The sequence below is a fragment of the Draconibacterium halophilum genome, assembly GCF_010448835.1.
In the GTDB taxonomy this organism is placed as follows: domain Bacteria; phylum Bacteroidota; class Bacteroidia; order Bacteroidales; family Prolixibacteraceae; genus Draconibacterium; species Draconibacterium halophilum.
The window spans coordinates 1,032,334-1,056,818 of the sequence record NZ_CP048409.1; the positions used below are offsets into that span (position 1 = coordinate 1,032,334).

Sequence of the window (24,485 nt, forward strand, 5' to 3'; positions counted from 1 at the left end):
GCGTTTATGCTTTTTTGTTTCTTACTTTAGTTAAATAACCTACCGATGGCAGGGTGTGCAGCTCTTCCAGTAAATGGTAATTTCGCTCGTTTTTAAACATTTTATTAATCTTGCTGCTCTCATTGTTTAAATCTCCAAAAACCAGTGCATCGGCTGGGCATGACTGAACACAGGCAGGTTGAACCTCTCCGTCCTCCAATTTTCTACCGTCAACTTTGGCTTCTGCTTTCTTCTCCTGAATACGTTGTACACAGAACGAGCATTTTTCAACCACACCACGCGAGCGTACGGTAACATCAGGGTTTAGCACCATACGTCCTAAATCGCTGTTTGAGTTAAAATCGAATTTATCGTTGTTTACATACTGAAACCAGTTAAAACGACGCACCTTATACGGGCAGTTGTTCACACAATATTTGGTTCCTACGCATCGGTTGTAGGCCATTTGGTTTAATCCTTCCTCGCTGTGTGGAGTGGCCGAAACGGGGCATACATTTTCGCATGGTGCATTATCGCAATGCTGGCACATTACCGGCTGATGATATACATCCGGATTTTCAGCATCGTTAGAAAAATAGCGGTCAACACGAATCCAGTGCATAATCCGCCGATTCCGAACCTGCTCTTTCCCGATTACCTGCACGTTGTTTTCGGCCTGGCACGAGATAGAACAGTTTCCACATCCCACACAGCTTCCCAAATCAACTGCCATTGCCCAGTGATGGCCTTTGAACTCCTGCTCAGGATACAAAGAAACGTGATGTTTTTGATGCTCTTCGCGGATTTCATTTCCCGAAGCCGGATCAAGTTGCCACTTATCAAAATTTGTTTCACGAACAATTGGCCGGCCTTCCATTGAATGGTGCGTTTGCGATAAAGCCAGTTCGAATGTTTTTTCTGTTGTTTGCACATCGGCACCACTTATCCAAAGTTGTTTGGCATTGTTTTGAATCGATGCCAGCTTGTACATGTTTTTACCAACTCCGTCGCCCACTTTTCCGGCAATTTGGCGGCCGTAGCCTAATGCCACCGAAATCGTTTCAGGCGCTTGTCCGGGTTGCACAAAAACGGGCATTTCAATACCGTTAATGCTGATTACCGATTCGTTTTGAACGCCATTTTCTTCGGCCCATTTTACGGGTACTGCAGCAAAATTATCCCAGCTGATCTTCGCAACTGGGTCGGGTAGTTCCTGCAACCACGGATTGTTGGCCGAGCTTCCGTCTTTTAATGCTACACTTTGGTAGAGGGTAATTTCCCAGCCCCGAGATTCAGCACTGCCGAGTTCTAATGCATCTTCCAATCCATTTTCGTTATAAAGCGGGGCATCAGAAGTTATTTCTGTTTCGAATACTCCCTTTTGTAATGCATAGTTCCAGAACAAACGGGTATCGGAATATTTTGATTGTGAGGCTGAGAAGTTCTCTTCCCAGTTCGTTTTTACAATTTCGTAATAGTTAGGCTGCTCTTCTCCTGCCCATTTTAGCAGTGTTTCCTGTACCTGTCGGCTATCGAAAAGTTTTGAGATGGTAGGTTGCACCAAGCTGAAAATTCCTTTTTTGGTTCGGCATCGTTCCACGCTTCGAGGTAATGTGGCGCAGGACATACCCAGTAACTGGCGGCAGTAGTTTCGTCTTTTCTGTCGGAAAACGAAACAGAAAGTTCGGTACCCGAAATCAAATTTTCTATTTCTTCACCATTCGGATGATTATAAACCGGATTTACACCCCAGCATAGCAGGCCGGCAACTTCTTTATTTTTTAGTTCTGAAATTAATTTCTCGAAATCGGCATCAATAGCCTGGTGGGTATGTAATGGCCTGTCGAGTAAAATCGTTGAGCTGTAATTTCCCAAAAGATTATTAATGGCATTTACAATCAGGTGTATAGTTACATCGTTGCTTCCTGAAATAACCATCGACTTCCCTTCGTTTGCCAGCAGATCGTCGGCCAGTCCTTTTATATCAACCGGACTGCCAGGCGCTGCAATGGTCACAAACCCTTTTGCCTGCATTAATTGGTAGTAGAGGGCTTTTAAAATCGTCTTTTCTTCTGATGGTTTTATGGGAACACGCACATCGGCATTTGAGCCAGTCAGAGTCATTCCCGACTCGAACTGATAATGACGACTCATTTCGTCGCCTTTATCCAGCACTTTTCTTCCGGCTGCGTAACCTTTTGTATATTCTGTTGAAGAAAGCCAGGTACCTAAAAAGTCGGCACCAAAACTGGCAATTACTTTTGCACGCTCAAAACGGTAGTCGGGAATTAGTGCAGCTCCAAAACTTTGTTGATTGGCCTGCAGCATTCCGCTTGCCGAAACCGAATCGTATTGAACCCACTCAACATTGGGGAATTTCTCCTGAAAGCTTCCGATTACTTTTTTTGTTGTTGGCGAAATTATGGTTGACGTAAGCAAAACAACTTTTTTATTGTCGTTATTCAGTTGCTCCAGTTTTTTTGTGATGTAACTGTCTACTTCCTCCCAGTTTGTTGCTTTTCCTTTTTTTTGCGGTGTTTTAAATCGGGCATCATCGTATAGATCAAGAACGGAAGCCTGAACCCGGGCAGATGTTCCTTTTTGTGAAATGGATGACAAATCGTTGCCCTCAATTTTAATGGGGCGACCGTCGCGTACTTTCACCAAAACACTGCAGTATTCGTTGGCTTCAAAATAGCTTGAGGCATAATAGTTGGCCATTCCGGGGGTTACTTCTTCTGGTTTTACCAAATAAGGAATGGCTTTGTTAACCGGGCGTTTACAGCTGGCAACAACCGCTGCCGTTGCAACACTGAAACCAAACGTTTTCAGAAAATCGCGCCTTGATGAACCGGAAGCTTTTTTCATAGTGGCACGCTTCGCATCCAGTTCCAGTTTAATCTCGTTTTGCTTAAACTCTGCCGGATTATTAAACTCGTCTAAACTTCTCCAATATTTTGTCATAGTTTGTTTGATTCTGCTTTAAACTTGAACTTATTAGTAGTGGCAGCGCATACAATCGTTAGCACCAATATCAGCTGCTGTTACCGAATCGATAGCTCCGGAATTCAGCTCTTCATGTAATTTTACGTAATGTTCGTAATAACCATTGTTTCCAAAGTCCACTTCGGTATCGCGGTGACAGTTTACACACCATCCCATCGACAAATCGCTGTGTTGTTCCATAATATCCATCTCCTCAACGGGGCCATGACATTGCATGCAGTCGAGTTTTCCAGAACCAACATGCACCGCATGACTGAAATATACGTGGTCGGGAAGATTATGAATACGTTTCCACTCAATTGGTTGCCCGTTCTCGGAGGCATCAACCACCTTCGAAATTTCAAATTTGCCACTGTTGGTACCTTCTCTAATAAGTATGTGGCAATTCATGCAAAGATCGGTGGCCGGAATGCCCGCCGATTTGCTGTGCTCCACTGTTGTGTGGCAATACATACAATCAATTCCATTATCGCCGGCATGCACTTTATGCGAAAATTTTATGGGTTGATCGGGAGCATAATTTTCTTGTCGGCCCAGGCGAATAGCATCGGTAACAATCATTTTTACCTGCCAGCCAAAAGCAGCAAACAATATTAGTAGAGGAATGAATTTCAGTTTTATTTTGCGCAGAAAGATCAGTTCTACAACTGCCCAGGTAATCAGTAATCCTAAAAACAGGAACAGAATAAGGTTGTAATGTGTTGGTTTTGCCGGAGGAACTCCGGTGTGTGCCAGATTGTCTAAATAAATTTTTACGGTTTTCAGGTCTTCTTCCTCAATTTTGAAGTTAACGTGCGATGCTTCCGTTTTTACGCCTGTCGGATTCATTACCGTTGTTTGAAAAGCTTCAAAATCCTTATCCACGTATTTTATTGCTATATCCATGGCTGAAGGATTCCAGTTTAAGGTGTCAACCCGGTTTAAATTGTGGCAGGAAACGCACGATGCAAAGTCACGATCGAAAGGTAATAATCCTTTAAAGAAACGCTCCCCGCGTTTAACATCCTGGTTTGAATGTCCATCGGATATTACCGATTCAGTTGAATCGGCATAAGAACTAATTGATAGCAAAATACAAGTAACAAATGCGAACAGGGATATGAAAATCTGCGTTTTTTTCATGAAACCTCCCCTTAAGAAGTGTTCTCTCATTCTGTTAAGTTTAGTATTAAAATAAAGGCCTTTTTATGTAGACTCAATCTATTAACAATAAAAAGACCTGAAGGTTCTGCAAATGATTAAACTTTTACGTTAAATAGCTGAGAATGTTCTGAAATAGCGATAGCTTACATTTATGAGAAATGAAATTTTTATTTCCTATGTCGATAAACTATGACGTTTAAAGGCTTTAGGTTTTCTCTTTTTCGAGTTGTTCTGTTAATTTTCGTACCAGTTTCATATTCTCAAAAAATTCTGCGGCAATTACCCTGATAATGGTATAAACAGGAATGGCCAGGATCATTCCTATTATTCCGGCCATACTTCCGGCTGCCATAATTACAAGAAATATTTCGAGCGGGTGTGCTTTTACGCTACTGGAATAAATAAGGGGCTGATAAAGTACGTTGTCGATCACCTGAACAGAAAGAAAAACCAGTGTCATCCATCCTAATGTGGGTAAAACCTCATTCATAAAATCGAGATTAATATGTAAAGCTGCTCCGATGAGTAAGCCAAGCGCTGCTCCCATCCACGGGCCGAGATAAGGAATAACATTGAACATGCCACAGAACAGACCAATTACAACCGCATGGTTGAATTCGATACCAATAATGGTAAGACCGATGGTGTCGAGCAACATAACCATAAAAACCTCGAAAAGCAGTCCGATGAAATAACGCCGTAACAAGTAGGAAATTGACTCCAGGATATGGCTTACTTTTTCTTCGAAACGGGTAGGAACCAGTAAAATAATAAATGTGCGGAACATGGTTTCTTCTTTCAAAAAGAAAAAGGTGATAAAAGATACCGCGAAAAATCCGATCAGCAATTCCCCGATGGTTCCTGCCACCAAGCCAAACCAATTTGAGACTTGTGAAAAATCGATTTGGGCACCAAGACTTTCTGTAACGATATCAAGAAAATTCTTCGATTCAATGCCCACTGCATCTTTGTTGAAAAACTGCATCAGATTAAGCAAAGGTTCTTCTATTGAATCGAGAACAAGTGTAAAGTCAATCTGCGATAATGTTTCCACTTCGCTTATCAGCAGCGGGATCATAAACCGAAAAAATGAAATAAAAACGATCCACAAAGATACCAGGCTTGCAAACGCAGCCAGTCCTTTGGGCATTTTAAATCGTTTGTATTTAATTCTCATCAGCCAGCGAGTTAACGGGCGGCCGATAAACGAAAGTACTACCGAAATAAGAATGTAGGTAACTATGGCACTAAAATACCACAGTAGAAAAATGATAAAAAGTAGCCCAACAATAAAAAGCGTGTTGCGGGTCCAGCCTTTAAGTTGAATCATTTTTGTTCGTTTTTAACAAATATAACCAAATTTGGGACGAACGGAAGCGATTTCTATTGGGATTGGGAAGCAATAAAATGCAGGTACCACTGAACGATATATGCATTAAAAGAATGCGGTTTTAGCGGATGCTTTATTTTTATATTTTGCCGCAATTGCTGCGTTATTTCACGATAAAAAATTCCGTCGTTCATGGGGTAATACAAGGTTTTTAATTGATGGGGAGCCAGTTTTATCAGCCAGTTTTTTAGTGACGGGGCTTTGGTTGTTTCTTTTTCTGTAATCTGCTTCAGATCAAAATCAAGCTCATGCTTTTTGAAAAAATGATCTTCGAGCGTTTTATTATATAGTCGCTCCCGGTTTTTGTTTCGGGCATCAATGCCGGCAAAAAACTGAAGGCATTGTTTATCAAAAAGTGGCATAAAAACATCAACCCCGAAAAATGAATAAACCTGGTTTGAATTACTTATAAATTTACATTGTCGCTCTTGTAAATCCCAGTATTCAAATGCTTCAGCAGGACTAAGCTTACTTTGTTTTAACAGATATTCGTCGAGGTATTTCTGTAATTCAGCTTGAAAATCTGGCTTTGCCGGAAGCGAAGTGCCTAAAGTTTTTGTCAAGGTAGTTCCGAGCTCCGATGTTTTTAGATCCAGTATTGAATTGTTAAGGTGATCACCTCTTAAAAAATCTCCGGGATGGCCGGGAAGTACAACGGTGTTCTCGTCGATAAACTTATTTTCTTTCAAAAACTTTATGGCAAAATAATCCTGCAAATAAGGCATCGACGACCAGTGTGATGAATATTTTGCATAGTCGGTAAATGTTTTTTCCTGCTGAAAATTCTCAATTAACGCTTCATTGTATTCAATAAATTGGTATTGAAATCCTAGTTTCCGGGCAACCTTTTCAGCTGTTGCTTTTTCGGTATTATTTTTTCTTCCCCATGTAGCACATATTACATTTTTATGCCCGAATTCTGCCAGCAGACAAGCCAGTAACCGCGAGTCGTAGCCTCGGGTAAGCGGCAGCAAAACCTGTTTGTTTTTTAGATGCTTGTAGTATTTTTCAAATGTTGCGCTTAAATGACCCGATACAGTTTTTGGAGTCTGTTCTTTGTTTGCTTTCTGATGGAGTTGAAACACAAAATCAGAAAAAACCTTACCTGAACTATTTTCAACGTTGATAATCTCGCCAGGTTGTATTTGTGCTATGTTTTTGCTGAGTGTTTGGTTAAAAGGCGTTACTCCAAACTGTAGAAAATGAGAAGATGCAAACGTGCCAATATCTATGTCTTCAAGTGTTTGTTGCAACTTCTCCGGTTGGTCGCTAATTGAAAGTTCAACATTATCTTTTTTATAAAAGAATGGAAAACTCCAGGTATGCGAACACGTTGCCCAGGTTTCTTCTTCGTTTTTTATAATGATAGAGAATTGTCCGTTTAGCCCGGAAACAAAATCTTTAAATTGCCGGAAATCAGAACTGTTTTTTTGTATCTGTTCCAAAAAATCTTGTTCGCGTAAAAACGTTTCATTCAGCCAGGCAAACCCGGTAACACTGGCATTTTTTTCTGTCGACCATTTATATTTTTCAAGATACAGCATGCTTACAACCAAATTTTAAGAAGCGCAATGGGAATAATCAAAAGTATCATTTTAAAAAAGTATATACCTGCTTGTTTCAAATTTACGCCTGCCAAAAACAACGAATAAATCGTTAAAAATGCAAAAAACAGTACGCCCGATAAACTATACAAAACAACGGTGGAAACCACATCCTTTAGAATTAAACCACCAACCACCAAACTTGCCACTCTGGTAATCAGTAAAAGGATATTGTACCACATCGATACGTTTTGTTTTTCTTTAACAATAAGGATTGCGGATAGTGGAGAACCCAGCATTACAAAATAAAGCCAGGGCGCAATAAACTGCGCCAGGTAACCTGAAAATGCCCATTCGCTGCCAAAGAGTACACTGAAAATCTGTTGACCCCAGAAACCGAGAATGGCAAAAGGAACCAGACCAATGAAAACTTGTTTCCGAAAAAGAGAATAGGTAAGCTCTTTTAATTTAGCAGGTGTTTGGTCGAGTGTTTTTGCATTTTGAATGTAAACACTGGATATTGAAATGCTTAACAACTGAACGGGCACGCTGATGTAGCGATGCGAAAAGGAATAAAGGCCCAGCATTTTATCGCCAAAAAATGGTTTGAAAAGAAATACGGGGAGTTGACTGCTTACAAAATTCATCACCTCTGAAACGATTGAAAACTTAGGAAATTTAATGTAACGCTGTGCCAGCGCCTTTTCCTCAACATTAAATTTTCCGAGACGGAAATGACTTGCTTCATCAACTTTAAACGAGAATATGATAAAGGTTAAAAGTTGCGCAACTACAGCTCCCAAAAACAGTCCTGTGGACGGAAATAAAAAAAATGCGCATTGCAAAACGCCTGTCAAAAAAGCACGGCTAATTTCTAAAATCGAAAGCCGGCGAAACTGTTTTTTGCTGATATAAATATTCCGGATCAATTGAATAGCACTAAAAAAGTAGGCATATAAAGGGACAAGGAGTAAATGCAGTTTTTGGTTGGTATCCGGCTGCCAAACCAGAATAATTAGACCAACTATTGCCAGCATAATTAAATTTACTCCGGAATTAATTTTCTGGGCAAAACTGCCAATGAGTTTTCGTTCGTTTGGTGTATCAACCAGAATAATTGCTTTTTCGTATTTGCCCGTTGATACAATCGAAAGTACCGATGCAATGGTCAGGTAAAGTACAAAATCGCCAAACTGTTCAGGAGCATACAAACGGGCAATCGCCAAGGCAAAAACAAAAGGAACAGCACGGGCTAGCACCATTCCGGTAAAAAGGGAGGCAATGTTTTTATAAAAATCACTTTGATTAAACCGGTGAAATCTATTTCTGAAATAACTGGAAATATTCATGCGTTTAAAACACGATGTTTTTATTTATGTAAATATCATAAAAATAATTGCTTTGATTAAGCTTTTTCGTGAAAACGAAGAAATACTGGCGCTTTTTATATTTTTGCTCACTGAACATTAAAACGGGAAACAGTAATAATGGATTTTATTCTCGATAATCAGGAAACGGAAAAAAAATTTCAGCAGCTGATAAAAGTTATCAGGCTACGGCAAAGTGGAGAAGTGGCAGAGGCAATGAAAGAGCGTGGAATTTCGTATAAAGTAAGTTGGGGCGTGTCGTTGCTCGATATGCGCGAAATTGCCCAATCGTATGAAGCCGATCATTTACTGGCGCTTAAACTTTGGAACAAACAATGGCGCGAAACCATGATATTAGCCACTCTCATTGATAATCCGGCGGAAGTGACCGAGGAACAAATGGATTTTTGGACAAAAAGTTTTGAGAATATCGAAATTGCTGAGCAAGCCTCAACCAACCTTTGGGTGAAAAGTAAGTTTGCATTTGTAAAAGCGCTGGAGTGGTGCCGCGGTAAAAAACATCTGGTGCGCTTTACCGGAGTTCACCTGATTGGGCGACTGGCAATAACCGACAAAAAAGCAATCGACGAAATGTTTGAACCGTTTTTCGAGGAGCTGACAACACTGGCAAAAGACAAAAAATTGTATACCCCAATCTATCGTTCGGTAATTGGTATGGGAAGCCGCTCGAAAGTGCTGAACGAACAATGCATTGAGCTGACAAAACAATTTCAGTTGAGCGAATCGGAAAATGCCGTGAAGCTCGGCGAGAGTTTATTCGACGAATTAGGCAGTGAGTATGTTCAGGAACGATTTCAGGAATAATTGCATTAACTTTCTTTAACTGCAAAGCTGTCATGCCGAAACTTCATGGCAGGTTCTTTGTTATCATTGTCTCGACTCAGTAAAAAACAGAAAACTGGGAATTGTACGTTTAATCTTAATAAAATGATGAATCTTTCAAAATCTTCAAATCCTGTTTTAAAAGAAAAAGCTTTTAGCAGGAACTATACAGCACAGTCGGATGTGATGACTGTACATGGAACAATAAACAAAACTGCTTTAATGTTGCTACTGGTAATTGCCGGTGCGGTATTTACCTGGAACAAATTTTTCGATGCCGGTGCAACTACCCTCGAAGGAGGTTTGGCAGCAGTTGGCCCTTGGTTGGCAATTGGCGGAATTGGTGGTTTTATTACCGTTTTAGTTACCGTTTTTCGCCCTCAGAGTTCGGGAATATCTGCACCGATATATGCTGTGTTTCAAGGCCTGTTTTTAGGTGGAATATCGGCCCTTTTCGAGGCGCAGTATTCTAATATTGTGATGCGTGCCGTAATGCTTACACTCGCCGTTTTTATGATGATGTTGTTTTTGTATCGCTCGGGAATCATTAAGGTTACAAAAAGATTTATGATGGGTGTTATGGCAGCCACAGCAGGTATTGCCTTGGTTTACTTTGTCAGTTTTATTGCCGGTATGTTTGGTGCCCAAATGTCATTTCTGCATGGTAATTCTAATCTCAGCATCGGAATTAGCCTGGTTGTTGTTGCCGTTGCGGCATTAAATCTGGTGCTCGATTTTTCATTTATCGAACGTGCTTCAGAATCCGGCGCTCCAAAATATATGGAATGGTACGGAGCATTTGGTTTAATGGTAACGCTCATCTGGTTATACCTTGAAATTTTGCGTTTGCTATCGAAATTAGCCAGCCGAAATTAAAATATATCAACTTTAAAAAAGAGGATTTATGCTGAATGAAAGGGTAAGTCCTTTTTTGTTTTTAATGCTGAAGTATTATTTTCGAATATTGTTCAACCATAAACCAGAATGGAATGGAGCTTATTCAGGTTACCGGTAAACACCTGGTAGACGATTTTCATAAAGTACCGAAAGTAATTTACAAAAAGGATAGAAACTGGATCCCCCAGCTTCGGGCGATGATCGAAAATACGTTTGATCCGGCAAAGAACAGCCGTTTTCAGAAAGGCGATGCCCGGCGATGGATTCTAAAAAGTGACGAGAAGCTAATTGGAAGGATTGCCGCATTTTATGACGATGATTATTCCTCGAGCTACGATCAGCCAACAGGCTGTTGTGGTTTTTTCGAGTGTGTAAACAACGAGCGCGCTGCTTTTAAACTGTTCAATGTGGCTTACGAGTGGCTAAAAGAAAATGGGATGGAAGCTATGGATGGCCCGGTAAATTTCGATGAGAATTTCTTTTTCTGGGGATTGCTAAAAGACGGATTTCGGCCGCAAACGTTTGGAATGAATTACAATCCGCCCTACTACAATGATTTATTCGCCACCTACGGTTTTAAAACCTATTACGAACAGTACAGCTATTCGTTAGACATAACGAACCCTGATTTGCCCGATCGTTTCTGGAAAATTGCAGAATGGGTGGCAAAAAAGCCGGGCTATTCTTTCGAGCACTTTTCTTTAAAAAATCAGGATAAATACCTTCGCGACTTTATTGAGATTCATGAAAAAGCCTGGGGGAATCACAGTAACTATAAACCAATTGAATTTAAGCTGTTGAAAGATCTTTTGGCGAGCGCAAAAGTTATTTTAGATGAGGAATTTATTTGGTATGCATACCACAACGGAAAACCCATTGCCTTTTTTATGCAGGTACTTGATTTGAACCAAATTATTAAAAAGCTAAAAACAGGGAAACTGAGCTTTTGGGACGGAATTAAACTGCTGTATTTAAAAAAACGAAAAACAATCACTCGCTGCCGGGTTATTGTTTTGGGGGTGGTTCCGGGCTACCAGGGTAAAGGAATTGAATCAGCTATTTTTTATCATCTGAAGAAAGTGCTGTTACGGAAATCGTGGTACAATGATATGGAAATGAGTTGGATTGGAGACTTTAATCCAAAGATGATTGCCATGTTTAAAGCGTTTGGAGCTGACCAAACACAAACGCACTCTACACTGCGTTATTTGTTCGACCGGGAAAAAGAATTTGTACGGGCTCCGATTATTGATTAAAATTAGTTCTTATTGTAGTTTTTTAAATTATAATTGCCACAAAATTAAAGAATGCAGTTACTAGAAGTTGTAGACAAACGGACAAAAAAACAATTTCACCAGGTACCGAACATCATTTATAAGAATGATCCGAACTGGGCCGCTCCTTTGCAGGGGATGGTTGAAGGAATTTTCGATCCAAAAAAGAATAAGACTTTTCGCAATGGGAAAGCCATTCGCTGGGTTTTGGTTGACGACAATGACAATTTAATTGGCCGGATTGCTGCATTTATAAATTTCAACCTCGCAAAAACATACGAGCAACCAACAGGTGGCTGTGGTTTTTTCGAGTGTATTGATGATCAGGAAGCAGCAAATTTACTATTCAAAGCGGCTGCCGATTGGAATACGGAAAATGGTATGGAAGCCATGGACGGGCCGATAAATTTTGGCGAGAATTACGTAAACTGGGGCTTGCTGGTTGATGGATTTATGCCACAGGGATTTGGCATGCCCTATAATCCAAAATATTACGAAAAGCTTTTTCGCGAGTTTGGTTTCGAGGTTTATTTCGAGCAGTATTCTTTTCACCTCGATTATACCGTTCCGTTTCCCGAACGTTTTTGGAAAATTGCCGGCTGGGTAGCTAAAAAACCACAATATCAGTTTAAACATTTCGATTTTAAACAGGCTCATAAGTTTGTGAAAGATTTCTGTACGGTTTATGATGCAGCCTGGTCGTTTCACGAACATTACAAACCGCTTGATCCGGACGATCTTCACGATTTTCTGACAGAGTCGAAAGCGATTCTCGACCCCGAGATGATCTGGTATGCGTACGCTGATGGTAGGCCGATTGCTGTGTTTGTGATGATTCCTGATATTAATCAGCTACTCATAAAACTAAATGGAAAACTGAATTTGCCGGGTATTTTAAAGTTTTTTTACTACAAAAAGAAAAAGGTAATTAACCGTACCCGAATCTTCCTGATGGGGGTAGATCCGAAATTCCAGCGAGCTGGAATTGAATCAGGGATATTCTGGCACCAGGAACAAATAATGAAAAAGAAATCGCACCAACATTATAAAGAAGTTGAATTGTCGTGGGCGGGTGATTTCAACCCGAAAATTATTGCCATATACGAGGCAACAGGCGCTAAAAAGGCCAAAACACATTACACAATGCGGTATATGTTCGACCGGAGTAAAAAGGTGACAAAAGCACCATCGATCAGTTAGGATTAACAACTTGTTTAAGAAGCAAATAAATAGAGTAAGTTTTTGGAAAGTTGCAAACTATATATATCTTTGCAGCCCGAAAATTAGAGTAGAAATATAAATTTTCGAATGGATTGCACAACGAGAGTGTAACCATTCAACAAAAAATAAAGCAAAATGAAAAAAGAAATTCATCCAAAGGAATACAGACTGGTAGCTTTTAAGGACATGTCGAACGGACATACTTTTATTACCCGCTCTACTGTTGATACAAAAGAGAAAGAAACTATCGACGGTGTTGAATACCCGATTTATAAACTGGAGATTTCAAACACTTCTCACCCGTTTTACACAGGTAAAACCAAACTTGTGGATACTGCAGGACGTGTTGATAAATTCATGAACCGTTACGGGAAACACATGGAGAATAGAAAGAAATAATTTTTCTTACAGATATAAGGAAAAGCATTCGTCGAATAGATGAGTGCTTTTTTTATTTCTAAAAGCTCAGAAATGTCTTGTTCCGGGATGTTTTTGTGCAATTTTGTCGGTTGGTTTCCCGAATTCCGGTGAACAATCCGACAATGTAAGCAGTCTGTGTAAATGGCATGGCAATTGCTTTATTGTACCCCGCACATAAAACCGGCAATGTTTTGCCCGTTCTGCGTAATTAGCGACAGAATGTCATTATAATTAATAAGAAACATGGGTAAATATAAAAATACAGCTTTTCAAAAAATGTTCGGATCGGGAATGATGGATAACGAATCAGACTTTCTTCCAATTATTGCTGATGGCGATGACAAGGATTTAAAGAATGTGGAAGTACCGTCAGTTCTTCCAATTTTGCCCTTACGTAATACCGTTTTGTTTCCGGGGGTGGTTTTACCAATTACCGTTGGTCGCGAGCGATCGTTAAAATTAATTCGCGATGTAAACCAGGGAAGCAAATTACTGGGTACCGTTGCGCAAAAGGATTATACGATTGACAAGCCCGAAGCAAGCGACTTGTACGGAATAGGTACGGTGGCCGAAATTATGAAGGTGTTGGAAATGCCCGACGGATCGACTTCTGTAATTATTCAGGGAAAACGACGATTTCGAATTAATGAGTTTGTAGACGAAGATCCTTATTTTAAAGCATCGGTTGAACCGTTGACTGATATTACTCCTGAGGACGACAATGAGTTTAATGCCATTGTTGGATCGTTGAAAGACTTGTCGATAAAAGTTGCGCAGTTTTCGGCCAATGTGCCGCCCGAAGCAACTTTTGCCGTTAAAAATATCGAGAATTCAACTTTTCTGATCAACTTTATTTGTTCGAATACCGACATAAATGTTGACGATAAACAAAAGCTGCTGGAGATTGGAAGCCTGAAAGAACGTGGAGTGCAAGCCATTAGCTTTTTGGTGAAGGAAGTGCAGATGCTGGAGTTGAAACAGGATATTCAGAAAAAGGTGAAAACCGACATGGACAAGCAGCAACGCGATTTCATGTTGAACCAGCAAATGAAAACCATTCAGGACGAGCTGGGAGGTAATCCGGTAGAACAAGAAATAAATGCTTTAAAAGAAAAGGCAAAAGAGAAAAAGTGGAACAAAGATGTGGATGAATTTTTTCATCGCGAGGTGGAAAAACTGGGCCGATTGAATCCGGCAGCCGGCGAATATTCGGTACAGTTCACTTTCTGTCAGACTTTGCTCGATTTGCCCTGGAACGAATATACCAAAGATAATTTCGACCTGAAACATGCCAACAAAGTGTTGGATGAAGATCATTACGGTCTGGAGAAAGTGAAAGAACGTATGCTTGAGCACCTGGCCGTGTTGAAATTAAAAAACGATATGAAAGCGCCGATTCTTTGTTTATACGGCCCTCCGGGAGTTGGAAAAACATCGCTGGGGAAATCGGTTGCACGCGCTTTAGGGCGAAAATATGCACGAATGAGTTTAGGTGGGTTGCACGATGAATCAGAGATTCGCGGACACCGTAAAACGTATATCGGTGCAATGCCGGGGCGTATTATACAAAACGTAAAAAAGGCAAAATCATCGAATCCGGTGTTTATTCTGGATGAGATCGATAAAGTGTCGAAGCACTTTCATGGCGATCCGGCTTCAGCGCTGCTTGAAGTACTCGACCCGGAACAAAACGGCGAATTTCATGATAACTACATCGAACAGGATTACGACCTGTCGAAAGTAATGTTTATTGCTACAGCCAACTCACTGAGCACAATTGCACCACCATTGCGCGATCGATTGGAGTTGATTGAGGTGAGTGGTTATCTTGTAGAGGAAAAGGTAGAGATTGCAAAACGTCACCTGATTCCAAAACAGTTGGAGAATCATGGTTTAACGAAAGGGGATATTACTTTTCCTAAAGAGGTTATCGAGTTGATTATTGATGGCTACACCCGCGAAAGTGGTGTGCGTGAACTGGACAAAAAGCTGGCGAAAGTTGTTCGTCGGATTGCTAAAAAAATTGCTTTTGAGGAAACCTACAATAAAAAGCTGACCAAAACTGATGTGCGCGAATACCTTGGTGTAACCGAGTATTCAAAGGAAAAGTACCAGGGAAATCACTTTGCCGGTGTTGTAACCGGTTTGGCCTGGACTGCTGTAGGTGGCGAGATACTATTTGTGGAAACCAGCCTGAGCAAAGGAAAAGGAGCGTTAACGCTTACCGGAAACCTGGGCGATGTAATGAAAGAATCGGCAATGTTGGCACACGAGTATTTAAAATCGCATGCTTTCGAATTGAATTTAAAACCCGAGGTATTCGAGAAATGGAATGTGCATGTACACGTGCCCGAAGGCGCTATACCAAAAGATGGTCCGTCGGCCGGAGTGACAATGGTAACATCGCTGGCATCGGCATTTACACAACGTAAAGTCAAGAAAAACCTGGCAATGACTGGAGAGATAACCTTGCGCGGAAAGGTACTTCCTGTTGGAGGTATTAAGGAGAAAATTCTTGCTGCAAAACGTGCCGGAATTACTGAGATTATTCTTTCAGAACAAAACAAGAAAAATCTCGAAGATATTAAAGAGGCTTACATTAAAGGCTTGAAGTTCCACTTTGTAAATACCATTATGGATGTGCTGGATATTGCACTGCTAAAGGCTAAAGTGGATAAGCCGATGAAAATTGAGTAAATTTGGAAGAATCAAGAATAAAAAACGGGCTGCTATTTCAAAATAGCAGCCCGTTTTAATTTTTTTACTAAAAGAATCCCAGTTCCAGCCGGGCTTCTTCGCTCATCATCGATTTATCCCATGGTGGTTCGAACGTTAATTCTACATCAACTTTTTCTACACCGTCAACCGATTGAGCAGCTTGCGTAATATCATCTACCAAAATATCAACCACCGGACAGCCCGGTGCAGTAAGTGTCATTAATATATTGGCCTGGTTATTTTCGTCGATATCAACATTGTAAATCAGTCCCAGGTCGTATACGTTTACCGGAATCTCCGGGTCGTAAACCTCTTTCAGGTTATTTATTATTAAGTCTATTCTTTTATCCATTTCGTATCCTCCTTATCCTGCAATCTTGCTATAAGCAACAGCATATAAACGAATTTGTTTTACCATGGCCAACAGTCCATTTGAACGGGTAGGCGACAGGTGTTGTTTTAATCCCAGATCGTCGATGAAATGCAGCTCTGTTTCAAGCAATTCTTTTGGTGTACGCCCCGAAACAACACGAAGTAACAGCGCTACCAAACCTTTTACAATAACGGCATCGCTTTCGCCACGGAAGTAAATTTTTCCATCCTTCATATCAGCTACCAACCATACACGCGACTGGCATCCTTTTATAAGGTTTTGGTCATTTTTATCTTTCGCGTCAAGATCTTCCAAATCGTTTCCCAATTCAATCAGGTATCCATATTTATCCATCCAGTCTTCGTACATCGAAAACTCCTCAATTATCTCCTGCTGAATTTCTTCCATGCTCATAACTATCATTTTTAGCGTTAGCAAAGATCGTAATTTTCTGCTTTATGGCAATGATGAAAGCCGTTTATTCAGACTAATTCAAAACTATCTTTTTGTATAGTTTACAAATGTCGAAATCTTTATCTTTATCGCTACGAACAGAAAAACGAAAGATCAGTAGTAAAATGACAAAGTTAAAAGGTACAAAAACCGAACAGAATTTATTAAAAGCATTTGCCGGAGAATCGCAGGCACGTATGCGTTACGATTATTTTGCGAAGCAGGCAAAAAAAGAAGGTCTGGAACAAATAGCGGCAATTTTTGAAGAAACAGCGATGAATGAAAAAGAGCATGCCAAACGTTTCTTTAAATTTTTGGAGGATGGAAATGCTGTTGAAATCACTGCAAGTTACCCGGCCGGAAAGATTGGTACTACCATGGAAAACCTGAAAGCCTCTGCCGAAGGTGAAAATGAAGAGTGGATGGATCTTTATCCTGAGTTTGCGAAAGTGGCAGAGGAAGAAGGATTTCGAGATATTGCACTTGCGTTTAAATTAATTGCCCGAGTTGAGGAGGCACATGAAAATCGCTTCCGTACTTTGTACAACAACCTTGAAGAAGGGAAAGTATTTAAGCGTGGCGATAAAGTGGTGTGGAAATGCCGTAATTGTGGTTTTATCCACGAAGGAACTGCTGCACCGAAATTATGTCCGGCTTGTCAGCACTCGCAGGCTTATTTCGAAATTAAAGAGGCAAATTATTAAGCTAACTTTAGTAGAACTTTCATTATAAAAAATGCCATCCGATTGCTAGTTCAATCCGGATGGCATTTTCTTTTGTGTCAAGGTCTGAAACTATAACATCATAATCGCTTTATTCAGTGCCTCCATAAAAATATCAATCTCTTTTTTGGTGTTATACATACCAAATGAAATACGCGCACAGGCCGACATTTTGAAATGTTGCATCATAGGATAAGCACAGTGATGCCCTGTCCGAATGGCGATTCCCATTTTGTCAATTAGTATACCCAGGTCGTACGAGTGAATTCCTTCAATATTAAAACAGATTACTCCCGATTTTTGTGGTGCTTCTCCATAAATCTTCAAGCCTTTGATGGCTTTTAGTTTTTCGGTAGCATATTCCAGTAGCTCGTGTTCGTGGCGGCCAATGTTCTCAATGCCAATTTCGTTAACCAAATCGATGGCTGCACCAAAACCTGCAAGACTGGTAATATTTGGAGTTCCGGCTTCAAATTTATAAGGCAATTCATTAAATGTTGTTCCATCAAACGATACTTCCGATATCATTTGCCCGCCACCTTGGTAGGGAGGCATTTCTTCCAGCCACTTTTCTTTTCCATACAAAACACCAACACCGTTGGGGCCATACACTTTGTGGGCAGAGAATGCATAAAAGTCAACATCCAACTGCTGCACATCAATTTTTATATGTGCCGTAGCCTGAGCGCCGTCAACCAAAACAGCAACATTGTTTTTGTGGGCAATTTCAATAATTTCGGCGATAGGATTTATTGTGCCCAATACATTCGAGACGTGATTAACCGCAATCAACTTTGTTTTTGATGTAATCAGCCCCGGTAGCTTTTCTATTTCAAGTAAGCCTGTGTCGTTAAATGGAAGTTTTACAATTTTTGCATTACGTTTTTGGGCGGCAATTTGCCAGGGAACGATGTTTGAATGATGCTCCATTTCTGAAACGATGATCTCATCGCCTTCCGAAACATATTTTTCGCAAAAACTGCTTGCAACCAGATTAATGCTTTCGGTAGTTCCTTTTGTAAAGATTACTTCTTTGCGCGAAGCAGCGTTTATGAAAGTCTGTACTTTATCGCGAACCTCTTCATATTCAACCGTTGCTTTGTCGGCCATATAGTGTGCACCACGGTGAATGTTGCCATAGTAATCGTTGTGCAACTGTTCCAATTTCAGAAGCACCTGAACCGGTTTCTGTGCCGATGCTGCTGTATCAAGGTAAACAAGTGGCCTATTATATACTTTCTGCTGAAGTATGGGGAAATATGATCTGATTTTTTCGATATCGTAATTCATACACTTTGTAAAATACTGAGCCGGTGAATGCGATTCACTTTCTCAGTCGTTCTTTTAGTAATCGCACTGGTAAGCACAATCGTGACAACGGGCAACTTCGCCGCGCAGACGTTTGTCAACCAGTTCGTCGATACGATCGCGCAGTGGTTCCAGTTTGATTTCTTTTACCACCTCATGCGCAAATGCATTCATCATCATCAGGCGTGCACTGTCCTCCTTAATTCCGCGGGCACGCAGGTAAAATAAAGCTTCTTCGTCAATCTGACCAACCGTTGCCCCGTGACTACATTTTACATCGTCAGCATCAATAATCAGCTGAGGTTTTGTTTGCATGGTAGCTTCGTCGGTCAGCAACAAGTTGTTATTGCGCTGGAAAGCATTGGTTTTTTGTGCATCGCGAACCACGTGTATTCTTCCGGAAAATGCACCGGTCGATTTTTCGTCAAGCACATTCTTATAAACCTGGTTACTTTCGCAGTGCGGTGCGGCGTGAATCACTTCGGTGAAATTATCAACATGCTGTTTCTTGTCCATAAACGACATGCCATACATGTTTGCCTCGGCGTTCTCACCATTTAATGCAAATTTCAGGTTGTTACGAATTAATCCGCCGTGTAACGATGCGGTGTGCGTTGTAACTCGCGAATCGCGCTGCTGATCGATAAATACCGAGTTAATATTTGTTGCTTTGTTATGCTGATTTTGTAGTGCGTAAAACTCTACTTCTGAATTGTTACCGGCAAAAATTTCGGTAACCGAGTTGTTCAGGTACTGGTTAAGGTTTAGGGTATGATCGCATAACAATACCTGTACTTTAGCACCATCTTCAACCAAAATAAAATTCCGCTGTGTTGAGAAGGTATCTTTTTCATCCTGCAACAGATTGATGATCTGAATCGGACTTTCAACGGCTACATTCTTCGGAACATAAAGGAAAAAACCGTCTTTGGCAAAAGCAGTATTCAGCGCTACCATCGGGTCTTCTTCAACATTTGCCAGGCTGGCATATTTTTCCAGTAACTCAGGTCTTTCTTTCGAAATGCTGTCGAGGCTGTCGAAAATTACGCCTTCAGGAAGATCTCCTTTTTCTGTTTCGTTTTTGCTAAACCATCCGTTAAGAACCAGTGCCAGGTTGGTGTTCAGCTGCGGAACATCACAACGAAAAACCTCGTTCAAATCGGCTTTCTTCTCTTCCTTGGTATGGATGAATTTAAAATCGGGCAAAAATGCCGGATTGAGGTTGGTGTATTTGTAATTTTCATTTTTTCGCGTTGGTATACCCTGCACAACAAAGTTCTGAAACGCCTTATTTCGTTGAGCGTTCAAAATATCGGACGAGTTTGCAAAAAGCTCGTCTTTTACTTCGTTGTAATGCGCGGTATATTTTAGCGATAAATCTGTATTGTCAACTAAAACGCTCATGTTAATTTTCTATTTCTGATTTAATCCAGTCGTACCCTTTTTCTTCCAACTGGTGCGCCAGTTCTTTTCCGGCTGTTTTTACAATTTTTCCCTGGTAAAGAATATGAACAAAGTCGGGTACAATATAATCGAGTAGACGTTGGTAGTGTGTTACTACAATTGTTGCCCTTTCGGGAGATTTTAGCGCATTTACTCCGTTGGCTACCGTTTTTAATGCATCAATATCAAGTCCCGAATCGGTTTCGTCAAGAATTGCAAGTTTAGGCTCAAGCAGTGCCATTTGGAAAATCTCGTTTTTCTTTTTCTCTCCACCCGAGAATCCTTCGTTAACCGAACGGTTGGTCAACTTGGCGTGCATGTCAACCATGTCCATCTTTTCACGCATAAGTTTCAGAAACTCCCCGGCCGTAAGTTCTTTTAATCCTTTGTGCTTGCGGTGTTCGTTAACCGACGTTTTCAGGAAGTTTACCATTGGTACGCCCGGAATTTCAACCGGGTACTGGAAACTTAAAAAGATTCCTTCTTTTGCACGATCTTCAGGAGACTTGTCCAGTAAATCTGCTCCTTCGTAAAAAACTTCTCCGTGTGTAATTTCGTATTCTTCTTTTCCGGCAAGAACATTTGCAAGGGTGCTTTTCCCCGAACCGTTAGGTCCCATAATTGCGTGAACTTCTCCGGGTTTTACTTCAAGATTGATTCCTTTCAGGATTTCCATTCCTTCAACGGAAGCATATAAGTCTTTAATTTTTAACATCTTTACTATTATGGTGTTGCGGGAAAGAGATTAGACTCTCGCCCTGAGTTATTTATAATTTGTTTATCCTACACTGCCTTCAAGGCTGATCTGCAGAAGCTTCTGGGCTTCAACGGCAAATTCCATCGGAAGTTTGTTTAATACTTCCTTTGCATAACCGTTCACAATCATTCCAATTGCGGTTTCTGTGTCTATTCCACGCTGGTTGCAGTAAAAAATCTGGTCTTCACCAATTTTCGATGTTGTGGCCTCGTGCTCAACAACCGATGATTTATTTCCAACCTCGATGTATGGGAAAGTGTGTGCCCACAAGTATCGTTTAGAAGTAAGGAATCACACTGCGAAAAGTTACGTGAGTTTTTGGCTTTTGGCATCACTTTTACTAATCCGCGGTACGAGTTGTCGCTTTTACCGGCAGAAATACCTTTTGATATAATTGTTGATTTGGAATTGCGTCCAATGTGAATCATTTTAGATCCCGTATCGGCTTGCTGATGATTGTTGGTAACGGCCACCGAGTTGAACTCTCCAACCGAATTGTCGCCCATAAGAATACAACTTGGGTATTTCCATGTAATAGCCGATCCGGTTTCTACCTGTGTCCAGCTAATTTTTGACGATTCGCCACGGCAAATACCACGTTTTGTTACAAAGTTGTAAATTCCACCTTTGCCGTTTTTATCTCCCGGATACCAGTTTTGTACGGTTGAATATTTCACTTCAGCACGATCGAGCGCTATGATTTCAACAACGGCAGCGTGCAACTGGTTTTCGTCGCGCATTGGTGCAGTACAACCTTCGAGGTAACTTACATAACTATCGTCGTCGGCCACAATAAGTGTACGCTCAAACTGCCCGGTGTTGGCTGAGTTTATCCTAAAATAGGTTGATAATTCCATGGGGCAACGAACGCCTTTTGGAATGTAACAAAACGAACCGTCGCTAAATACTGCTGAGTTTAATGCTGCAAAATAGTTATCGGCTACTGGCACAGATTGTCCCAGGTATTTTTTTACCAGGTCGGGATGATCTTTTACCGCTTCCGAGAATGAACAGAATATTATTCCTTTTTCAGCCAACGTTTCTTTGAAAGTTGTTTTTACTGATACAGAGTCAATGACTGCATCAACGGCAACTCCGGCCAGTTGTTTTTGCTCTTCCAGCGGAATGCCCAGCTTACTAAAGGTGTCTAGTAATTCCGGATCAACTTCGTCAAGACTTTCATATTTAGGGCCTTTTTTTGGGGCTGCGTAATAACTTATTTCCTGAAAATCAATGGGCGGAACTTTTAAATAGGCCCAGTTTGGCATTTTCATTTTCTGCCATTTTTTAAAGGCGTCTAACCTGAAATTCAACATGAACTCCGGTTCTTCCTTTTTGGCAGATATTATACGAATCACGTCTTCGTTAAGGCCTTTATCAATAATGTCGGTTTCAATATTGGTCGTAAAACCGTATTTGTATTCGCCTTGTGTTACGTCATTCAATATTTTATCTTGTTCTTCCATTTTCTGACTCTCTTTCTCTCTCTTGAATGATTAAAAAATATGTGTCTTTTTTAAGGTGCTACTATTGCCGAATTAACTGTCCGGATCTTTGTTTTGACACTTCCGCTCATGAAATTTCCGGAGCTTAATATTATAAATAACAGCAATTTCGATTAAATAACAACGCTTTTTTATTCCTGTTCACGTATAAATTGCAAAGATATAAAACTATAGGTACTTTTGCAGGTGAAAAGCATATAAAAACATACCAATTGGTCTTTAATTAACAATGAATAAAGAAAGAAAACAAACGAATATTTCGGAGTTGGGTGAATTTGGTTTGATAGACCGCTTAACCAAGGGAATAACTATAAAAAACGAAAGCACGGTTAAAGGAGTTGGAGATGATGCTGCAATTCTTGATTTTAAGGAAAAACAAGTGGTTGTTTCATCCGACCTGCTAACCGAAGGGATTCATTTTAACCTGATGTATGTGCCATTGAAACATCTTGGATACAAGGCCGTAGTTGTAAATTTGTCGGACATTTTTGCCATGAATGCAACTCCCAAACAGGTAACAGTTAGTATGGCGGTTTCGGGAAAATTTTCGGTAGAAGCGTTAGAAGATTTGTATGAAGGAATTCACATGGCCTGCGAACAATATAAGGTTGATTTGGTAGGTGGAGATACAACCAGCTCGTTAACTGGATTAACACTGAGCATTACTGCAATTGGCGAGGTTGAAAAGGAGAATGTTGTGATGCGAAGCGGCGCACAACCAAACGATATTTTGTGTGTATCGGGCGACCTTGGCGGTGCTTACATGGGGCTTCAGTTGCTTGAAAGAGAAAATGAAGTTTATAAAGTAAACGAGAACATGCAGCCAAAGCTCGATGGTTACGATTATATTCTTGAACGCCAGTTGAAACCCGAGGCGAGAGGAGATATAATTGCCGCTTTTAAACGACTGGGATTAAAACCTACGTCGATGATTGATATTTCCGATGGGTTGTCGTCAGAAATTATGCATTTGTGCAAAAACTCGGGGGTTGGATGCAGTTTGTTTGAAGAGAAAGTTCCGATGGATTATCAGACCAAACAAATGGCTGAAGAATTAAGCATTAATCCGATTGTGGCAGCGCTGAATGGTGGTGAAGATTACGAATTACTTTTTACGCTTTCGTTAGACGATTATGAGAAAGTAAAAAATGATCCCGACTTTACCATTATTGGTCATATGACTGAAGTAGGTGAAGGGATAAATCTGGTAACCTCAGGCGGTTCTTCAATTCCATTGGAAGCGCAGGGATGGAACCATGGTCAATAAGTTGGTTTACCAATAAACAAAAAATGCCATCGGATTTCCGATGACATTTTTTTATACGATTCTGTTTGGTAATTAATCGGGGAAATAACCACGAATAATACCACGTTTTGAGTCTTTTACAAAAAGTAACACTTCGTCGCGCTCAGGTGTTGCCGCCATTTCTGCCTCAATAATTTCAACCGCCTGCGCAGTATTCAATCCTTTTTGGTAAATGTAACGGTAAATGTCCTGTACTTCACGAATTTTATCGTTGTTGTACTGACGGCGGCGCAAGCCAATTGAGTTGATTCCAACATATGATAGTGGTTCGCGACCTGCTTTAATAAAAGGAGGAACATCTTTACGAACCAACGATCCGCCGGAAATCATTACATGAGAGCCAACTCTTACAAACTGGTGAACGGCAGACATTCCGCCAAGAATGGCCCAGTCGTCTACCTGAACTTCGCCGGCCAACTGTACATTATTTACTAAAATAATATTGTTTCCAACTTTACAATCGTGCGCAACGTGCACGTAGGCCATTAAAAGGTTATTGTTTCCAAGTACTGTTTTCCCTTTTGCAGATGTACCTCTGTTTATGGTAACAAATTCGCGAATGGTGTTGTTATCGCCAATTTCAACGGTTGAATATTCTCCATTGAATTTAAGATCCTGCGGAACACCTCCGATTACAGCACCCGGGAAAATATTGCAATTCTTACCAATTCGTGTTCCGGGTAAAATAGTTACACTTGAACCAATTCTTGTCCCTTCACCGATTTCAACATCATGATCAATGGAAACAAAAGGCTCGATAACTACGTTATCAGCAACTTTTGCATCGGGATGGACATAGGCTAATGGTTGTTTCAT

At 40.6% G+C, this 24,485-nt stretch carries 22 protein-coding genes; 8 read left to right on the forward strand and 14 right to left on the reverse strand.

Features of this window, described 5'->3' with window-relative positions; genetic code table 11:
* Positions 1-4: 4 nt before the first annotated feature.
* The 6 genes from G0Q07_RS04160 to G0Q07_RS04185 all read right to left on the reverse strand — a co-directional run bounded on the left by G0Q07_RS04160 (position 5) and on the right by G0Q07_RS04185 (position 8,411).
* Positions 5-1,579 (reverse strand): 4Fe-4S dicluster domain-containing protein, encoded by a 1,575-nt coding sequence (locus G0Q07_RS04160; RefSeq protein WP_163344908.1) that lies wholly within the window; start codon positions 1,577-1,579, stop codon positions 5-7.
* On the reverse strand, positions 1,483-2,943 hold the full coding sequence (locus tag G0Q07_RS04165) for a TAT-variant-translocated molybdopterin oxidoreductase (RefSeq protein WP_163344909.1): 1,461 nt from the start codon (positions 2,941-2,943) through the stop codon (positions 1,483-1,485). The genes G0Q07_RS04160 and G0Q07_RS04165 overlap by 97 nt, the downstream gene beginning before the upstream one ends.
* Before the next feature lie 33 nt (positions 2,944-2,976).
* The gene (locus G0Q07_RS04170; RefSeq protein ID WP_163344910.1) at positions 2,977-4,107 is read right to left on the reverse strand and encodes a cytochrome c3 family protein; all 1,131 of its coding nucleotides are present in this window, start codon (positions 4,105-4,107) and stop codon (positions 2,977-2,979) included.
* A gap of 226 nt (positions 4,108-4,333) precedes the next feature.
* The gene (locus tag G0Q07_RS04175) at positions 4,334-5,458 is read right to left on the reverse strand and encodes an AI-2E family transporter (RefSeq protein ID WP_163344911.1); all 1,125 of its coding nucleotides are present in this window, start codon (positions 5,456-5,458) and stop codon (positions 4,334-4,336) included.
* A 53-nt stretch (positions 5,459-5,511) separates the two neighbouring features.
* Positions 5,512-7,062 carry an asparagine synthase-related protein gene (locus G0Q07_RS04180; protein ID WP_163344912.1) on the reverse strand — a complete coding sequence of 517 codons (1,551 nt, stop codon included), beginning with the start codon at positions 7,060-7,062 and terminating at the stop codon, positions 5,512-5,514.
* A 2-nt stretch (positions 7,063-7,064) separates the two neighbouring features.
* Complete coding sequence (locus tag G0Q07_RS04185; protein ID WP_163344913.1) at positions 7,065-8,411, reverse strand: oligosaccharide flippase family protein; 1,347 nt, start codon at positions 8,409-8,411, stop codon at positions 7,065-7,067.
* 138 nt (positions 8,412-8,549) lie between these two features.
* Between G0Q07_RS04185 and G0Q07_RS04190 the strand changes: the two genes are divergently transcribed.
* From G0Q07_RS04190 to lon, 6 genes are all read left to right on the forward strand, one after another.
* Positions 8,550-9,254 carry a DNA alkylation repair protein gene (locus G0Q07_RS04190; protein ID WP_163344914.1) on the forward strand — a complete coding sequence of 235 codons (705 nt, stop codon included), beginning with the start codon at positions 8,550-8,552 and terminating at the stop codon, positions 9,252-9,254.
* 123 nt (positions 9,255-9,377) lie between these two features.
* Positions 9,378-10,148: a Bax inhibitor-1/YccA family protein gene (locus tag G0Q07_RS04195; RefSeq protein WP_163344915.1), complete on the forward strand. Its 771-nt coding sequence runs from the start codon at positions 9,378-9,380 to the stop codon at positions 10,146-10,148.
* A 113-nt stretch (positions 10,149-10,261) separates the two neighbouring features.
* Positions 10,262-11,425 carry a GNAT family N-acetyltransferase gene (locus G0Q07_RS04200; protein WP_163344916.1) on the forward strand — a complete coding sequence of 388 codons (1,164 nt, stop codon included), beginning with the start codon at positions 10,262-10,264 and terminating at the stop codon, positions 11,423-11,425.
* Positions 11,426-11,476: 51 nt separating this feature from the next.
* Entirely contained in the window at positions 11,477-12,643 is a 1,167-nt protein-coding gene (locus tag G0Q07_RS04205) for a GNAT family N-acetyltransferase (protein ID WP_163344917.1), read from the forward strand.
* Between the two features lie 156 nt (positions 12,644-12,799).
* A complete protein-coding gene (locus G0Q07_RS04210; protein ID WP_163344918.1) occupies positions 12,800-13,063 on the forward strand; it encodes a type B 50S ribosomal protein L31 in 264 nt (87 codons plus the stop codon).
* A 264-nt stretch (positions 13,064-13,327) separates the two neighbouring features.
* A complete protein-coding gene (lon, locus tag G0Q07_RS04215; RefSeq protein ID WP_163344919.1) occupies positions 13,328-15,781 on the forward strand; it encodes an endopeptidase La in 2,454 nt (817 codons plus the stop codon).
* A gap of 67 nt (positions 15,782-15,848) precedes the next feature.
* Here the strand turns inward: lon and G0Q07_RS04220 are convergent, their stop codons facing one another.
* Both G0Q07_RS04220 and G0Q07_RS04225 read right to left on the reverse strand, forming a co-directional pair.
* The gene (locus G0Q07_RS04220) at positions 15,849-16,154 is read right to left on the reverse strand and encodes a metal-sulfur cluster assembly factor (RefSeq protein WP_163344920.1); all 306 of its coding nucleotides are present in this window, start codon (positions 16,152-16,154) and stop codon (positions 15,849-15,851) included.
* 12 nt (positions 16,155-16,166) lie between these two features.
* A complete protein-coding gene (locus G0Q07_RS04225) occupies positions 16,167-16,589 on the reverse strand; it encodes a SufE family protein (RefSeq protein ID WP_163344921.1) in 423 nt (140 codons plus the stop codon).
* 164 nt (positions 16,590-16,753) lie between these two features.
* Here G0Q07_RS04225 and rbr point away from each other — a divergent pair, with 164 nt between their 5' ends.
* Complete coding sequence (gene rbr, locus G0Q07_RS04230) at positions 16,754-17,332, forward strand: rubrerythrin (RefSeq protein ID WP_163344922.1); 579 nt, start codon at positions 16,754-16,756, stop codon at positions 17,330-17,332.
* 90 nt (positions 17,333-17,422) lie between these two features.
* Here the strand turns inward: rbr and G0Q07_RS04235 are convergent, their stop codons facing one another.
* The 5 genes from G0Q07_RS04235 to sufB form a co-directional block, all read right to left on the reverse strand.
* Complete coding sequence (locus G0Q07_RS04235; protein ID WP_163344923.1) at positions 17,423-18,640, reverse strand: aminotransferase class V-fold PLP-dependent enzyme; 1,218 nt, start codon at positions 18,638-18,640, stop codon at positions 17,423-17,425.
* A gap of 54 nt (positions 18,641-18,694) precedes the next feature.
* Positions 18,695-20,062, reverse strand: coding sequence for a Fe-S cluster assembly protein SufD (sufD, locus tag G0Q07_RS04240; RefSeq protein ID WP_163344924.1), 1,368 nt, complete (start codon positions 20,060-20,062; stop codon positions 18,695-18,697).
* 1 nt (position 20,063) lies between these two features.
* Positions 20,064-20,816: a Fe-S cluster assembly ATPase SufC gene (gene sufC, locus G0Q07_RS04245; RefSeq protein ID WP_163344925.1), complete on the reverse strand. Its 753-nt coding sequence runs from the start codon at positions 20,814-20,816 to the stop codon at positions 20,064-20,066.
* A 63-nt stretch (positions 20,817-20,879) separates the two neighbouring features.
* On the reverse strand, positions 20,880-21,104 hold the full coding sequence (locus G0Q07_RS21375) for a SufD family Fe-S cluster assembly protein (RefSeq protein ID WP_262888006.1): 225 nt from the start codon (positions 21,102-21,104) through the stop codon (positions 20,880-20,882).
* A complete protein-coding gene (gene sufB / locus G0Q07_RS04250; protein WP_262887990.1) occupies positions 21,008-22,324 on the reverse strand; it encodes a Fe-S cluster assembly protein SufB in 1,317 nt (438 codons plus the stop codon). The genes G0Q07_RS21375 and sufB overlap by 97 nt, the downstream gene beginning before the upstream one ends.
* A 268-nt stretch (positions 22,325-22,592) precedes the next feature.
* On the opposite strand from sufB, the gene thiL reads away from it, so the two are divergent.
* Positions 22,593-23,630, forward strand: coding sequence for a thiamine-phosphate kinase (gene thiL / locus G0Q07_RS04255; protein WP_163344926.1), 1,038 nt, complete (start codon positions 22,593-22,595; stop codon positions 23,628-23,630).
* A gap of 72 nt (positions 23,631-23,702) precedes the next feature.
* Here the strand turns inward: thiL and lpxA are convergent, their stop codons facing one another.
* Positions 23,703-24,485 carry an acyl-ACP--UDP-N-acetylglucosamine O-acyltransferase gene (gene lpxA / locus G0Q07_RS04260; protein ID WP_163344927.1) on the reverse strand — a complete coding sequence of 261 codons (783 nt, stop codon included), beginning with the start codon at positions 24,483-24,485 and terminating at the stop codon, positions 23,703-23,705.

What these genes read in the sequence shown, in the direction of transcription:
- G0Q07_RS04165 (WP_163344909.1), bottom strand. Translation starts at nt 2,943, where the DNA reads ATGACAAAATATTGGAGAAGTTTAGACGAGTTTAATAATCCGGCAGAG.
- G0Q07_RS04170 (WP_163344910.1), bottom strand. Translation starts at nt 4,107, where the DNA reads ATGAAAAAAACGCAGATTTTCATATCCCTGTTCGCATTTGTTACTTGT.
- G0Q07_RS04175 (WP_163344911.1), bottom strand. Translation starts at nt 5,458, where the DNA reads ATGATTCAACTTAAAGGCTGGACCCGCAACACGCTTTTTATTGTTGGG.
- G0Q07_RS04180 (WP_163344912.1), bottom strand. Translation starts at nt 7,062, where the DNA reads ATGCTGTATCTTGAAAAATATAAATGGTCGACAGAAAAAAATGCCAGT.
- G0Q07_RS04185 (WP_163344913.1), bottom strand. Translation starts at nt 8,411, where the DNA reads ATGAATATTTCCAGTTATTTCAGAAATAGATTTCACCGGTTTAATCAA.
- G0Q07_RS04190 (WP_163344914.1), top strand. Translation starts at nt 8,550, where the DNA reads ATGGATTTTATTCTCGATAATCAGGAAACGGAAAAAAAATTTCAGCAG.
- G0Q07_RS04195 (WP_163344915.1), top strand. Translation starts at nt 9,378, where the DNA reads ATGATGAATCTTTCAAAATCTTCAAATCCTGTTTTAAAAGAAAAAGCT.
- G0Q07_RS04200 (WP_163344916.1), top strand. Translation starts at nt 10,262, where the DNA reads ATGGAGCTTATTCAGGTTACCGGTAAACACCTGGTAGACGATTTTCAT.
- G0Q07_RS04205 (WP_163344917.1), top strand. Translation starts at nt 11,477, where the DNA reads ATGCAGTTACTAGAAGTTGTAGACAAACGGACAAAAAAACAATTTCAC.
- G0Q07_RS04210 (WP_163344918.1), top strand. Translation starts at nt 12,800, where the DNA reads ATGAAAAAAGAAATTCATCCAAAGGAATACAGACTGGTAGCTTTTAAG.
- lon (WP_163344919.1), top strand. Translation starts at nt 13,328, where the DNA reads ATGGGTAAATATAAAAATACAGCTTTTCAAAAAATGTTCGGATCGGGA.
- G0Q07_RS04220 (WP_163344920.1), bottom strand. Translation starts at nt 16,154, where the DNA reads ATGGATAAAAGAATAGACTTAATAATAAATAACCTGAAAGAGGTTTAC.
- G0Q07_RS04225 (WP_163344921.1), bottom strand. Translation starts at nt 16,589, where the DNA reads ATGAGCATGGAAGAAATTCAGCAGGAGATAATTGAGGAGTTTTCGATG.
- rbr (WP_163344922.1), top strand. Translation starts at nt 16,754, where the DNA reads ATGACAAAGTTAAAAGGTACAAAAACCGAACAGAATTTATTAAAAGCA.
- G0Q07_RS04235 (WP_163344923.1), bottom strand. Translation starts at nt 18,640, where the DNA reads ATGAATTACGATATCGAAAAAATCAGATCATATTTCCCCATACTTCAG.
- sufD (WP_163344924.1), bottom strand. Translation starts at nt 20,062, where the DNA reads ATGAGCGTTTTAGTTGACAATACAGATTTATCGCTAAAATATACCGCG.
- sufC (WP_163344925.1), bottom strand. Translation starts at nt 20,816, where the DNA reads ATGTTAAAAATTAAAGACTTATATGCTTCCGTTGAAGGAATGGAAATC.
- sufB (WP_262887990.1), bottom strand. Translation starts at nt 22,324, where the DNA reads ATGGAAGAACAAGATAAAATATTGAATGACGTAACACAAGGCGAATAC.
- thiL (WP_163344926.1), top strand. Translation starts at nt 22,593, where the DNA reads ATGAATAAAGAAAGAAAACAAACGAATATTTCGGAGTTGGGTGAATTT.
- lpxA (WP_163344927.1), bottom strand. Translation starts at nt 24,485, where the DNA reads ATGAAACAACCATTAGCCTATGTCCATCCCGATGCAAAAGTTGCTGAT.